The following is a 12,894-nucleotide window of genomic DNA, read 5'->3' on the forward strand; positions in this document are numbered from 1 at the left end:
GCGGGTCGCCAAGTCGACTTATAGTCGGCAGGGGGGCCGCCGCGGGCCGTGGACCGGTACGCCCGGGACGCCGCCGCCCTCCGACGTAAAGAGCGCCGCCCATGACCGACACCCCGCCGCCCGCCTACGACCACGCCTCCCCGCCCACCACCGCAGCCCCGGCGGGGGCGGACGCCCGTGCGGCCTGGGAGGCCTGGCGCCAGGAGCGCCGCGCCTCCGTCACCGCGCCCACCGGCAACCTCGCCCTGGTGGAGACCCGCCCGGTGGCGCGTGGCGAGGTCCCCGACCCCGTCGCGGCCGCCGCGGGCCTGCCCGACAGCGTCACGGTGACGGTCGTGGAGCGGACCGAACCGGTCAGCGGGGCACCCGAACACTTCCTGCGCTTCTGGGACGCCGAGGCACCCGCGATCCACTCCTTCGAGCGGATCGACACCTTCCCGTACGACCCGGCCTGGGTGCTCGACGCCGCCTACACACCCGTCGAAGGAGCCCGCAAGGTCGCCTTCGAGCACATCCGTGACAACGGGGGCACCCGCGACCTGGTCGTGCCGGGCGACATCACGCTGACCATGGACGGCACCGCGTACACCCTGAGCGCCTTCGACGACGACGGCACCCTGCTGCTGGTCTTCGGCGATCCCACCAACGGCGACTCCACCTACGGTGCCGGACGCTTCCTTTTCGTCCAGCACGGGGCGGTCACGCACGGGGCCGGAAGCGACCGGGTCACCCTCGATTTCAACCGCGCCTTCGTACCGCCCTGCGGCTTCTCCGACCAGTACAACTGCCCCATGCCGCCCCGGCAGAACCGCCTCCACCTGCCCGTGGAAGCGGGGGAGAAGCTCCCCGTCTCCAAGGGGCCGGGCGCCACGGAGCACTGAAGCGCGGCCGGCGACGGGACCGGCCCCCGGGGCCCTCCCCAGCGGCCGGAGTAGTCTCCCGTGCCATGCCGCTCTTTCCCGGAGACCTCAGCGAACCACCCCTGATCGGGCCGATCGACCTCGCGTCCCGCGTGGACGAGGCGCTCCAGGTACAGGCCCTCGCCTTCGGGCTCGACGCAGGGGAGATCGCCGTGCGCCGGCAGATCGTGCTGCGCCACCTCACCCTCCCCGGCGCCCGCGCACTGGGCGCCACCTCCCCGTCGGGACGGCTGCTCGGCTTCGTCTACGGACTGCCCAACGACCGCGTCCACTGGTGGTCGGGGGTGGTCGAGCCCTACCTCCGCGCGGCCGGGACCGAGGGGTGGCTGGACGACTCCTTCGTCATCACCGAACTCCACGTCCACCCCGACTTCCAGCAGCACGGCATCGGCCGCGCCCTCATCACCGGGCTGACCGACGCCGCCGCCGAGCCGCGCTCCATCCTGTCGGCCATCGACACCGACAGCCCCGCACGTGGTCTCTACCGCTCCCTCGGCTACCGCGACCTCGCCCGCCGGGTCGTCTTTCCCAGCGCCCCGCTGCCGTACGCCGTCATGGGAGCCCCGCTCCCGCTGCGCCGCGGAATCTGAACGGATTTCCGCCCGCACCCGCCGCCCGGCTAATCTCGGCCCCATCACCTTCGGGGGTCCGGGGGCGTTCCCCCGGTAGACACAGTCGAGCAGGAGTTCATCATGGCCCAGGTCCAGCGCATGTCCCGATTGATGATCAAGACACTGCGCGACGACCCGGCGGACGCCGAGACGCTCAACCACAAGCTGCTCGTCCGGGCCGGTTACGTCCGCCGCACCGCCGCCGGTATCTGGTCCTGGCTGCCGCTCGGCAAGAAGGTCCTGGAGAACATCACCCGCGTCGTCCGCGAGGAGATGGACGCCATCGGCGGCCAGGAGGTGCTGCTCCCCGCGCTGCTGCCCAAGGAGGCGTACGAGGCGAGCGGCCGGTACGACGAGTACGGCGACCTGCTCTTCCGCCTCAAGGACCGCAAGGGCGCCGACTACCTCCTCGGCCCCACCCACGAGGAGATCTTCACCCAGGTCGTCAAGGACATGTGCTCGTCCTACAAGGACCTGCCGGTCATCCTGTACCAGATCCAGACCAAGTACCGCGACGAGGCCCGGCCCCGCGCCGGTGTGCTGCGCGGCCGCGAGTTCCAGATGAAGGACTCGTACTCCTTCGACACCACCGACGAGGGCCTGGCCGAGGCGTACCAGCTCCACCGCGCCGCGTACATCCGGATCTTCGAGCGGCTCGGCCTCGACCACCGCATCGTCTCCGCCGTCTCCGGCGCCATGGGCGGCTCCGCCTCCGAGGAGTTCCTCGCCCCCGCGCCCGCCGGCGAGGACACCTTCGTCGACTGCCCGAACTGCGACTACGCCGCCAACACCGAGGCCGTGACCTTCAAGGCCACCGCCGTGGACGGCTCGGCCCACGGCCCGGTCGAGGAGCTGGACACCCCCGACACCCCGACCATCGAGACCCTCGCCGCACACCTCGGCGTACCGGCCTCCGCGACCCTGAAGAACCTCCTGGTCAAGGTCGACGGCGAGATCGTCGCCGTGGGCGTCCCCGGAGACCGCGAGGTCGACCTCGGCAAGCTCGGCGAGCACCTCGCCCCCGCCGTGGTCGAGCTCGTCACCGCCGAGGACTTCGTCGGCCGCCCCGACCTGGTACGCGGCTACGTCGGACCGCAGGGCCTGGAGAAGGTCCGCTACATCGCCGACCCCCGCGTCGCCGCCGGCACCTCCTGGATCACCGGCGCCAACAAGGACGGCAAGCACGCGAAGAACGTCGTCGTCGGCCGCGACTTCGAGGTGGACGACTACCTCGACGTGGTCGTCGTCGAGGCGGGCGACCCCTGCCCGAAGTGCGGCGCCGGCCTCCAGGTCGACCGCGCCATCGAGATCGGCCACATCTTCCAGCTCGGCCGCAAGTACGCCGACATCTTCTCCCTCGACGTCCTCGGCCAGCAGGGCAAGCCGGTCCGCGTCACGATGGGCTCCTACGGCATCGGCGTCTCCCGCGCGGTGGCCGCCCTCGCCGAGCAGACCGCCGACGACAAGGGCCTGTGCTGGCCCCGCGAGATCGCCCCGGCCGACGTGCACGTCGTCGCCGCCGGCAAGGCGCTCCAGACCGAGCTGGCCCTGGAGGTCTCCGAGAAGCTGAAGGCGGCGGGCGCCCGGGTGCTGGTCGATGACCGCGCCGGTGTCTCCCCGGGTGTGAAGTTCACCGACGCCGAACTGATCGGCGTGCCGACCATCCTCGTCGCCGGCCGTCGCTCCGCCGAGGGCGTCGTCGAGCTCAAGGACCGCCGCACCGGCGAGCGCGAGGAGCTCACCGTCGACGAGGCGATCGCCCGCATCGCCGCCGACCTGGTCTGACCCTCCGGCACCGCCGGTACGCCACGGCCCCGCGCACCGGAGTGCGCGGGGCCGTGGCGTACCGGCGGTGCCGTTCGTCAGAGCCAGCCGGCGAACTCCAGCGACATCTCGCCGGTCTGCAGACGCCCCTCGGCGAGCGCCCGGGTGCCCGACTCCACGGCCCGGAACAGCGTCCAGCCGTGCAGCCGCTCCTGGCCGACCTCCAGCGAGTCCGCCAGCTTGCGCACCCGGCGCCGGGCCGTCGCCGGGCCGCCGGTGGAGGCGATCAGGTCCTCCACCCGGTCGCGCACCAGCCGCGCCAGGTCGTAGGCGCGCTCGCCCACCAGCGGTTCGGGACCGACCGTCAGCCAGGGCACCCGCTCGCCCGAGAGCACCTTGCTCTGCCGGAAGTTGCCGTGCAGCAGAAGTTCCTCGGCGGGGGCCGCGACCAACTCCTCGCGGACCGCCAGCGCCGCCTCCACCAGGGGGGCCAGCTCCGGTTCGGCGGCGGCGAACTCACGCATCGCACCGGTCCGGCGTCCGGTCCGCTCGGCGACCGTCTCGAAGGCATGCCCCTCGGGCGGCGCCACCCAGAGCCTGCGCACCGTGCCCGCCGCCTCCAGCAGGGCCTTGGCCTCCGGCAGCGAACGCAGCGACACCTCCGGATGGAGGCGCTCCAGCAGCATCCCCGCGCCGGGCGCCTCACCGGGCGCCTCCAGCAGGCGCACCGAGCCCCAGCCGTTCCAGTGGGCCAGCGCGGCCCGCTCGGCGTCCGGTGCCGCCCCGGGCGGGGCGATCTTCAGCGCGGCAGGGCTGCCGTCCGCCCGGCGTACCAGCAGGACCACGCTGGTACGCCCGCCGGGGGCGGCCACCCGGTCGACGGAGAGATCCCGGCCGCCGGCGGACAGCTCCGCCTCCACCAGCGCGCCGAGCGAGCCCAGCCACGCGTCGGCCACGGTCTTCCCGTACTGCTCGTCCAGCGCTCGCACCAGACGCTGCGGCGGTTCGAAACCCATACCTGACCTGTACCTTTCCGAGGCCGGCCCAGCGACCCGTCTCAATGCGTCCCGGCGGCGCCCGCGGCCTCCGGGGGAGAGGGGGATTCGGTCCCCGCCCGGCCGGCCCGCTCCGCGAGCCCCGGGAAGGCGGTGCCGGAGCCCCGCCAGCGGGCCGCGCGCACGGCCGCCTCCCGCAGGGCGAGCGCGGCGTCCCGCCGGGCCGTGCCCTCCGTGGCCCGTACGAGGTCGGCGCAGGCGCCCGCGACGCCGTCCTCCAGGACGGCCGCCAGCCGGAGCGCCGCCGCACCGTCACCCACCGCGAACGGCAGAGCGTACGCGGCGTCCGCCGCCACCGGGACACCGCCCAGGTCCCGCACCGCGCGGGCCAGCGCGTCGCGCCGGGCCCGGTGCGCGTGGTACGCGCCCGTCGCCTCGGAGCGGCGGCTGCCGGAGGTGCGCGCCCCGACCACGCCGTAGCCGTACACGGCCGCGTGCTCGGCCGCCAGGGCGGCCTGGGCCGCCTTCAGTGCCTGGGCCGTCATGATGCCGGGGTCTCCTTGGCCAGTTCGGTGAGCAGGTACGCGTGCACGCCGCAGGCGGCGGCGACCGAGGCCAGCAGCCGGGAGAGCTCCGGTTCCGCCTCCAGCAGCGACGCGGTGTGCGCGTCGCCGGCCCGCCGCGCCTCGGCGGCCAGCTCCTTCAGCGCGGTCCGCGCGTCACCGGCCGCGGTGGCGGTGCCGACGACCGCCTCGGTGGTGGGTGCGGTGCTCGCTGAGGACACGGGCCCGGGGCTCGTCGGGGCCGGGGCGGACGGGCTCGGCGACGGAGTGGCGGTGCCCTCGGCGAGTGCCTCGGTGTGCTGCCGTACGGCTGCCCGCAACGGGGCGAGTCCGGCGTCCGTGGCGGGGTGGGCGGCGGCGACCTCGTCGTACCGCGCCAGCAGAGCGGCGCTGGTCCGTACGGAGGCCGTCCGCAGCCTCTGTTCCGGGCTCGTCCGGGCGGGCCGGGCGGTCCCGGTGTGCCCGGCCGCCCGCTGTTCCTCGCCGCTGCAGCCCGCAAGCACCGTTCCCGCCGCGAGCGCTCCGGCGGCGGTGAGTGCCCCCCTGCGCGTCGTCCCCGTGCGCCGCACTTTTCTCCTTCGGGCTTGAACAAGTCCTGACCGGATCTGTCCTGAAGTGATCACCGCACGCGAGCGTACCCGCGCGAGGGCGGCCTGAGGACGGCAACACCCCCCGCGACCGGATACCCTTTGTCCTGACGCACGACGATCCCCACAACAGCAGACGCGGCCGAGGAGTCACCCGGATGAGCACCAACCAGAGCGAGAGGCTGCGGGGGCTGCTCGAACCGCTCGTCGCTTCTCAGCAGCTCGACCTCGAGGAGATCGAGGTGTCCCGGGCCGGCCGCCGCCGTGTGCTGCGGATCGTCGTCGACTCGGACGACGGCGTCGAACTCGACGCCTGCGCGGAGCTCAGCCGCTCCCTCTCCGAGAAGCTCGACGAGACGGACGCGATGGGCGAGGACGAGTACGTCCTGGAAGTGAGCTCGCCGGGCGCGGACCGCCCGTTGACCGAGCACCGCCACTACGTCCGCGCCACCGGCCGGCTGGTCAAGTTCACGCTGACCGCCGGGGCGGGCGCCGACGAGCTCATCGCGCGCATTCTGGACGTCGACGACGAGGGCCTCGATCTCGAGATCCCGGGCGTCAAGGGCCGCAAGCCCACCTCACGCCGGATCGCCTTCGCCGAGATCGCCAAGGCGCGCGTGGAGATCGAATTCAACCGCAAGGACAAGAAGGAAGAGGAGGCGTAGCCGTGGACATCGATGTGAAGCTTCTGAAGGGCTTGGCGCAGGACAAGGGAATCCCGTTCGACGTGCTCGTCGGGGCGATCGAGTCGGCCCTCCTCATCGCGTACCACCGCACGGACGGCAGCTTCCGCCGGGCGCGCGTGGAGCTGGACCGCAACGGCCACGTCACCGTCTGGGCGACGGAGGACCCGGCCGACCTGGAAGAAGGCCAGGAGGCCAAGGAGTTCGACGACACCCCGTCCGGCTTCGGCCGGATCGCGGCGACCACCGCCAAGCAGGTCATCCTGCAGCGGCTGCGCGACGCCGAGGACGACCGGACCTTCGGCGAGTACGCGGGCCACGAGGGTGACGTCGTCACCGGCGTGGTCCAGCAGGGCAAGGACCCGCGCAACGTCCTCGTCGACATCGGCAAGCTCGAAGCCATCCTGCCGGTGCAGGAGCAGGTGCCGGGCGAGGAGTACACCCACGGTCTGCGGCTGCGCACCTACGTCGTCCGGGTGGCCAAGGGTGTCCGCGGCCCGTCCGTGACACTGTCGCGGACCCACCCCAACCTGGTGAAGAAGCTCTTCGCGCTGGAGGTCCCGGAGATCGCCGACGGTTCCGTCGAGATCTGCGCCATCGCCCGCGAGGCCGGCCACCGCACCAAGATCGCGGTCCGCTCCACCCGTTCGGGGCTCAACCCCAAGGGCGCGTGCATCGGTCCGATGGGCGGCCGTGTCCGCAACGTCATGGCCGAGCTGCACGGCGAGAAGATCGACATCGTGGACTGGTCCGACGACCCGGCCGAGATGGTCGCCAACGCGCTGTCCCCCGCACGGGTGAGCAAGGTCGAGGTCGTTGACCTCGGCGCCCGCTCCGCCCGGGTGACCGTGCCCGACTACCAGCTCTCCCTGGCGATCGGCAAGGAGGGGCAGAACGCCCGTCTGGCCGCCCGCCTCACCGGCTGGCGCATCGACATCCGCCCGGACACCGAGACGGACGAGGAGCGCGACGTCGCCGACCGCGAGCGGGCCGAGCGGGCCCGGGAGCGTTCCGAGCGCGGCTGACCGCCGGACTCACCGGCCGCCGGGAACCGTATGCCCCTCCGGGGCTTCCCTCCGAGGCTTCCCTCCGGGGGCCGGCAGCCGAGCCACCGGGGTGGTGCGCTCTGTTCGAGGGGCGCACCCCGGTGGGACCGGGCCCCACGGGCCGCGAGGAATAGATCGACGCGGGAATCCGCTGAAGATCACCACAACATCCGTTCGATTTTTGCCCCAAAGGGGTGAGGTCGGCGCGGGGAGGTAGACTTAGCCGTGTCTGGCCGGACGCAAGCCCGCGCTTGTCCCGAGCGCACCTGTGTGGGATGCCGGGAGCGAGCGGCCAAGAGCGAGTTGCTGCGCATCGTGGTGGACGAGGGCGCTTGTGCGCCCGATCCACGCGGTACGCTGCCCGGCCGGGGTGCGTATGTGCACCCGGCATCTGTCTGTCTCGACCTGGCGGTCCGCCGCCGGGCATTCCCCCGGGCCTTCAAGGCCAAGGGGCCGTTCGACACCTCCGCGTTGCAGCGGTTCGTCGAGCGGGTGACACCGCAGGACAAGTGAAAGTGAACGGCACGGGTCCCCGTGCGGTCAGGTACCTCGCGAGTTGGAAGTAGGTCGAGATTGCGATGAGCACTCGATGAGTACGCGATGAGTACGCCCATGAAGTAGCGACGGTCCGGCGGTAACCCGGACCTAAAAGGAGCGAAGTGGCTAAGGTCCGGGTATACGAACTCGCCAAGGAGTTCGGCGTCGAGAGCAAGGTCGTCATGGCCAAGCTCCAAGAACTCGGTGAATTCGTCCGTTCGGCGTCCTCGACGATCGAGGCGCCGGTTGTACGCAAGTTGACTGACGCACTGCAGGGGCCCGGCGGCAACGCCGGCAAGTCCGCTGCCAAGCCGGGAGCGCCTCGCAAGGCCGCCCCCGCCAAGCCCGCCGCGCCCTCCCCGGCCGCTGCGGCACGTCCCGCTGCCCCCAAGCCCGGCGCACCGGCTCCCAAGCCTGCCGCCGAGCCTGAGACCAGCGCCCCCGCGGCTCCGGCCGCCCCGTCGGCCGGTCCCCGTCCGGGCCCGCGTCCGGCTCCCCGGCCCGCCCCGGTGACCCCGGTCCCCGTCGCCGAGTTCTCGGCGCCGGCCCCGGCCCAGCCGGCCGCGCCCCAGCAGCCCCAGGCCCCGCGTCCCGCGGGTGCCACTCCGGGTCCGCGCCCCGCCTCCGCCCGTCCGGCCCCGGCCGGCGGCCAGCGTGACGGCGGACAGCGCGACAACCGCGGCGAGCGTGGCGGCGACCGCCCCGCCCGTCCCGCCGGCCAGGGCGCCCCGCGTCCCGGCGGCGCACGTCCGGCCGGTCCCCGTCCGGGCAACAACCCCTTCACCTCCGGCGGTTCCACCGGCATGGCGCGCCCCCAGGCGCCCCGTCCCGGCGGTGCCCCGCGCCCCGGTGGGCAGGAGCGCCCCGGCGCCCCGCGCCCGCAGGGCAACACCGGTGGTCCCGGCGGCGCTCCGCGTCCGCAGGGCCCCCAGGGCGGTGCTCGTCCGAGCCCGGGCGGGATGCCCCGTCCGCAGGCTCCGCGTCCCGGCGCTCCCGCCGGTAACCGTCCGAACCCCGGCATGATGCCGCAGCGTCCCGCTGCGGGTCCGCGTCCCGGCGGTGGCCCCGGCGGTGGCCGCGGTCCCGGCGGCGGTGCGGGTCGTCCCGGCGGCGCCGGCGGTGCCGGTCGTCCCGGTGGCGGCGGCTTCGCGGGTCGTCCCGGTGGCGGCGGCGGTGGCGGCTTCGCCGGCCGTCCGGCCGGTCCCGGCGGTGGCGGCGGCGGTGCCGGTCGTCCCGGCGGCGGTGGCGGCGGCTTCGGCGGTCGTCCCGGCTTCGGTGGACGTCCCGGCGGCCCCGGTGGCCGTGGTGGCACACAGGGTGCGTTCGGCCGTCCCGGCGGTCCGGCGCGTCGTGGTCGCAAGTCGAAGCGGCAGAGGCGCCAGGAGTACGAGGCCATGCAGGCCCCGTCGGTCGGCGGCGTGATGCTGCCTCGCGGCAACGGACAGTCCGTCCGCCTGTCGCGCGGTGCCTCGCTCACCGACTTCGCCGAGAAGATCGGCGCCAACCCGGCGTCGCTCGTCGGCGTGATGATGAACCTCGGCGAGATGGTCACCGCCACGCAGTCCGTCTCCGACGAGACGCTGAAGCTCCTCGCGGACGAGATGAACTTCGTCCTCGAGATCGTCAGCCCGGAGGAGGAGGACCGCGAGCTGCTCGAGTCCTTCGACATCGAGTTCGGCGAGGACGAGGGCGGCGAGGAATCGCTCATCCCGCGTCCGCCGGTCGTGACCGTCATGGGTCACGTCGACCACGGTAAGACCCGACTCCTCGACGCGATCCGCAAGACGAACGTCGTCGCGGGCGAGGCCGGCGGCATCACCCAGCACATCGGTGCCTACCAGGTCTCCGCCGAGGTCAACGGCGAGGACCGGAAGATCACCTTCATCGACACCCCGGGTCACGAGGCGTTCACCGCCATGCGTGCCCGTGGTGCGAAGTCGACCGACATCGCGATCCTCGTGGTGGCGGCCAACGACGGTGTGATGCCCCAGACGATCGAGGCGCTGAACCACGCCAAGGCGGCCGACGTGCCGATCGTGGTCGCGGTCAACAAGATCGACGTCGAGGGTGCCGACCCGGTCAAGGTGCGCGGTCAGCTCACCGAGTTCGGTCTGGTGGCCGAGGAGTACGGCGGCGACACCATGTTCGTCGACATCTCCGCCAAGCAGGGTCTCAACATCGACTCCCTGCTGGAGGCCGTCGTCCTCACCGCCGACGCCTCGCTCGACCTGCGGGCCAACCCGGAGCAGGACGCGCAGGGTATTGCGATCGAGTCCCACCTCGACCGCGGTCGCGGTGCCGTCGCCACCGTCCTGGTGCAGCGAGGCACGCTGCGGGTCGGCGACACGATGGTCGTGGGCGACGCCTACGGCCGAGTCCGCGCCATGCTCGACGACAAGGGCGAGAACGTCGAGGAAGCGGGTCCGTCGACCCCCGTCCTCGTCCTCGGTCTCACCAACGTCCCGGGTGCCGGCGACAACTTCCTGGTCGTCGACGAGGACCGCACGGCCCGGCAGATCGCCGAGAAGCGTGCGGCCCGCGAGCGCAACGCCAACTTCGCCCGCAAGGGTGTCCGGTTCTCCCTGGAGAACCTCGACGAGGCGCTCAAGGCCGGTCTGGTCCAGGAACTCAACCTCATCATCAAGGGCGACGCGTCCGGTTCGGTGGAGGCCCTCGAGTCCTCGCTGCTCCAGCTCGACGTCGGCGACGAGGTCGACATCCGGATCCTGCACCGCGGTGTGGGTGCGGTCACCGAGTCGGACATCAACCTGGCGACCGGCTCCGACGCCATCGTGATCGGCTTCAACGTGCGTGCCGCAGGGCGCGCGCAGCAGATGGCCGAGCGCGAGGGCGTGGACGTCCGGTACTACTCGGTCATCTACCAGGCGATCGAAGAGATCGAAGCGGCCCTCAAGGGCATGCTCAAGCCGGAGTACGAAGAGGTCGAGCTCGGTACGGCGGAGATCCGCGAGGTCTTCCGCTCGTCCAAGCTGGGCAACATCGCCGGTGTCCTGGTCCGGTCCGGCGAGGTCAAGCGCAACACCAAGGCGCGCCTGCTCCGCGACGGCAAGGTCATCGCGGAGAACCTCAACATCTCCGGTCTGCGCCGCTTCAAGGACGACGTCACCGAGATCCGCGAAGGCTTCGAGGGCGGTATCAACCTCGGAAACTTCAACGACATCAAGATCGACGACGTCATCGCGACGTACGAGATGCGCGAGAAGCCGCGAGGCTGATCCGTACCTCAACAGTCGGGGCCGATCGACGGGTGAGAATTCCCGTCGATCGGCCCCGGCCGTTCCGTGTACGGTTCTGGTGTTGCCGCCAAGCGTGAGCGGGACACGAACCCGAACCGGCGGGACATCCGGGCATCCATGTATGTGGGGACTCTGTCCTTCGATCTGCTCCTCGGCGACGTACGGTCGTTGAAGGAGAAGCGTTCCATCGTCCGGCCGATCGTCGCCGAGCTCCAGCGCAGATTCGCGGTGAGCGTGGCGGAGACGGGCGATCAGGATCTCCATCGCAGGGCCGAAATCGGCCTCGCCGTGGTCTCCGGGGAAACCCGGCACCTCACAGACGTGCTGGACCGGTGCGAGCGACTCGTCGCCGGCCGGCCGGAAGTGGAGCTGCTGTCCGTACGGCGGCGGCTGCACAGCGACGAAGACGATTGAGCAAGGCAGAAGGAGACGGACCAGTGGCCGACAACGCGCGGGCTAAGAAGCTGGCGGACCTCATCCAGCAGGTGGTCGCGGAGAAACTGCAGCGCGGGATCAAGGACCCCCGGCTGGGCACCCACGTGACGATCACGGACACCCGTGTCACCGGTGACCTGCGGGAGGCCACGGTCTTCTACACGGTCTACGGCGACGACGAGGAGCGGGCCGGCGCGGCGGCCGGCCTGGAGAGCGCCAAGGGCGTGCTCCGGTCGGCGGTCGGGGCGGCGGCGGGGACGAAGTTCACCCCCACCCTCGCCTTCGTGGCGGACGCCCTGCCGGGCAACGCCAAGGCGATCGAGGACCTCCTCGACCAGGTACGGGCCTCGGACGCCAGGGTGCGCGAGGCGTCCTCGGGCGCCACGTACGCCGGCGGCGCCGACCCGTACCGCAAGGCGGAGGACGAGGACGACACCTCCGCATGACAGAGCAGATCAAGACGCCGGACGGCCTTGTCATCGTCGACAAGCCGTCCGGCTTCACTTCGCACGACGTCGTCGCCAAGATGCGCGGCATCGCCCGCACCCGCCGTGTCGGCCACGCCGGCACGCTGGACCCGATGGCGACCGGGGTGCTGGTGCTCGGCGTGGAGCGGGCCACCAAGCTGCTCGGCCACCTCGCGCTCACCGAGAAGGAGTACCTCGGTACGATCCGGCTCGGCCAGGACACCGTCACCGACGACGCCGAGGGCGAGATCACCTCGTCCACCGACGCCTCGGCGGTCACCCGTGAGGGCATCGACGCCGGGGTCGCCGCGCTGACCGGACCGATCATGCAGGTCCCGTCCAAGGTCAGCGCCATCAAGATCGACGGCAAGCGCTCGTACGCCAGGGTGCGCGGCGGCGAGGAGTTCGAGATCCCGGCCCGTCCGGTGACCGTCTCCTCCTTCCGGGTCTACGACGTCCGCGAGGCGGTCGCCGAGGACGGCACCCCGGTGCTGGACCTGGTCGTCTCCGTCGTCTGCTCCTCGGGGACGTACATCCGGGCCCTCGCCCGGGACCTCGGCGCCGGGCTCGGCGTCGGCGGGCACCTGACCGCGCTGCGGCGCACCCGGGTCGGCCCGTACGGCATCGACACGGCCCGGACGCTCGACCAGCACCAGCAGGAACTGACCGTGATGCCGGTGGCCGAGGCCGCCGCTTCGGCGTTCCCGCGCTGGGACGTCGACGAGAAGCGGGCCAAGCTGCTGCTGAACGGGGTCCGGCTGGACATGCCGGCGTACCCGCCGGGGCCGGTCGCGGTCTTCGGACCGGACGGCACCTTCCTCGTGCTGGTGGAGGAGGAGAAGGGCAAGACCAAGAGCCTCGCCGTCTTCGCCTGAGCCTTCCGGCCCCGTACGTCTCTCCTCCTGGCACGGATCTCTTCGCGCGGCCTGTTTCCCGTCCGGTGCGCACCGGACGGGAAACAGGCCGTTTCCGTGGAGCGGACCCCCCGTCCCTCCACGAACCCCCCTCCGCCGAGCACTCTGTCCATCC

General features: G+C 72.3%; 13 protein-coding genes. 10 read left to right on the plus strand and 3 right to left on the minus strand.

Annotated elements, in window-relative coordinates; all coding sequences use genetic code 11:
* Positions 1 to 101 precede the first annotated feature (101 nt).
* The 3 genes from OHA55_RS24505 (at position 102) to OHA55_RS24515 (ending at position 3,316) form a co-directional block, all read left to right on the plus strand.
* Positions 102 to 881, plus strand: coding sequence for a DUF1684 domain-containing protein (locus OHA55_RS24505; RefSeq protein ID WP_266709785.1), 780 nt, complete (start codon positions 102 to 104; stop codon positions 879 to 881).
* A gap of 65 nt (positions 882 to 946) precedes the next feature.
* Positions 947 to 1,510: an N-acetyltransferase gene (locus OHA55_RS24510; protein ID WP_266709787.1), complete on the plus strand. Its 564-nt coding sequence runs from the start codon at positions 947 to 949 to the stop codon at positions 1,508 to 1,510.
* Positions 1,511 to 1,612: 102 nt separating this feature from the next.
* Positions 1,613 to 3,316, plus strand: a complete 1,704-nt coding sequence (locus OHA55_RS24515) for a proline--tRNA ligase (protein ID WP_266709789.1) — start codon at positions 1,613 to 1,615, stop codon at positions 3,314 to 3,316.
* 77 nt (positions 3,317 to 3,393) lie between these two features.
* Here OHA55_RS24515 and OHA55_RS24520 read toward each other — a convergent pair whose 3' ends face one another.
* From OHA55_RS24520 to OHA55_RS24530, 3 genes are read right to left on the minus strand one after another with little or no spacing between them, the layout of a single operon-like run.
* Complete coding sequence (locus tag OHA55_RS24520) at positions 3,394 to 4,311, minus strand: aminoglycoside phosphotransferase family protein (protein ID WP_266709791.1); 918 nt, start codon at positions 4,309 to 4,311, stop codon at positions 3,394 to 3,396.
* Positions 4,312 to 4,352: 41 nt separating this feature from the next.
* On the minus strand, positions 4,353 to 4,835 hold the full coding sequence (locus tag OHA55_RS24525) for a DUF4439 domain-containing protein (protein ID WP_266709793.1): 483 nt from the start codon (positions 4,833 to 4,835) through the stop codon (positions 4,353 to 4,355).
* Positions 4,832 to 5,422 (minus strand): hypothetical protein, encoded by a 591-nt coding sequence (locus tag OHA55_RS24530; protein ID WP_266709795.1) that lies wholly within the window; start codon positions 5,420 to 5,422, stop codon positions 4,832 to 4,834. The genes OHA55_RS24525 and OHA55_RS24530 overlap by 4 nt, the downstream gene beginning before the upstream one ends.
* 176 nt (positions 5,423 to 5,598) lie before the next feature.
* Between OHA55_RS24530 and rimP the strand changes: the two genes are divergently transcribed.
* The 7 genes from rimP (at position 5,599) to truB (ending at position 12,740) form a co-directional block, all read left to right on the plus strand.
* Positions 5,599 to 6,105: a ribosome maturation factor RimP gene (gene rimP / locus OHA55_RS24535; protein WP_266709797.1), complete on the plus strand. Its 507-nt coding sequence runs from the start codon at positions 5,599 to 5,601 to the stop codon at positions 6,103 to 6,105.
* A 2-nt stretch (positions 6,106 to 6,107) separates the two neighbouring features.
* Positions 6,108 to 7,148 (plus strand): transcription termination factor NusA, encoded by a 1,041-nt coding sequence (nusA, locus tag OHA55_RS24540; protein ID WP_266709799.1) that lies wholly within the window; start codon positions 6,108 to 6,110, stop codon positions 7,146 to 7,148.
* A gap of 246 nt (positions 7,149 to 7,394) precedes the next feature.
* Positions 7,395 to 7,682 carry a YlxR family protein gene (locus OHA55_RS24545; RefSeq protein WP_266709801.1) on the plus strand — a complete coding sequence of 96 codons (288 nt, stop codon included), beginning with the start codon at positions 7,395 to 7,397 and terminating at the stop codon, positions 7,680 to 7,682.
* 146 nt (positions 7,683 to 7,828) lie between these two features.
* Complete coding sequence (gene infB / locus OHA55_RS24550; protein WP_266709803.1) at positions 7,829 to 10,942, plus strand: translation initiation factor IF-2; 3,114 nt, start codon at positions 7,829 to 7,831, stop codon at positions 10,940 to 10,942.
* 138 nt (positions 10,943 to 11,080) lie between these two features.
* Positions 11,081 to 11,377 carry a DUF503 domain-containing protein gene (locus OHA55_RS24555; RefSeq protein WP_266709805.1) on the plus strand — a complete coding sequence of 99 codons (297 nt, stop codon included), beginning with the start codon at positions 11,081 to 11,083 and terminating at the stop codon, positions 11,375 to 11,377.
* A 23-nt stretch (positions 11,378 to 11,400) separates the two neighbouring features.
* Complete coding sequence (gene rbfA / locus OHA55_RS24560; RefSeq protein WP_266709807.1) at positions 11,401 to 11,844, plus strand: 30S ribosome-binding factor RbfA; 444 nt, start codon at positions 11,401 to 11,403, stop codon at positions 11,842 to 11,844.
* Positions 11,841 to 12,740, plus strand: a complete 900-nt coding sequence (truB, locus tag OHA55_RS24565) for a tRNA pseudouridine(55) synthase TruB (RefSeq protein WP_266709809.1) — start codon at positions 11,841 to 11,843, stop codon at positions 12,738 to 12,740. The genes rbfA and truB overlap by 4 nt, the downstream gene beginning before the upstream one ends.
* Positions 12,741 to 12,894: the final 154 nt, after the last annotated feature.

The organism is Streptomyces sp. NBC_00102 (assembly GCF_026343115.1).
In the GTDB taxonomy this organism is placed as follows: domain Bacteria; phylum Actinomycetota; class Actinomycetes; order Streptomycetales; family Streptomycetaceae; genus Streptomyces.

Bases quoted from the DNA above. Each gene is read 5' to 3' on its own strand.
- OHA55_RS24510 (WP_266709787.1), top strand. From the start codon at position 947: ATGCCGCTCTTTCCCGGAGACCTCAGCGAACCACCCCTGATCGGGCCG.
- truB (WP_266709809.1), top strand. From the start codon at position 11,841: ATGACAGAGCAGATCAAGACGCCGGACGGCCTTGTCATCGTCGACAAG.
- OHA55_RS24520 (WP_266709791.1), bottom strand. From the start codon at position 4,311: ATGGGTTTCGAACCGCCGCAGCGTCTGGTGCGAGCGCTGGACGAGCAG.
- OHA55_RS24505 (WP_266709785.1), top strand. From the start codon at position 102: ATGACCGACACCCCGCCGCCCGCCTACGACCACGCCTCCCCGCCCACC.
- OHA55_RS24515 (WP_266709789.1), top strand. From the start codon at position 1,613: ATGGCCCAGGTCCAGCGCATGTCCCGATTGATGATCAAGACACTGCGC.
- rimP (WP_266709797.1), top strand. From the start codon at position 5,599: ATGAGCACCAACCAGAGCGAGAGGCTGCGGGGGCTGCTCGAACCGCTC.
- OHA55_RS24555 (WP_266709805.1), top strand. From the start codon at position 11,081: ATGTATGTGGGGACTCTGTCCTTCGATCTGCTCCTCGGCGACGTACGG.
- OHA55_RS24525 (WP_266709793.1), bottom strand. From the start codon at position 4,835: ATGACGGCCCAGGCACTGAAGGCGGCCCAGGCCGCCCTGGCGGCCGAG.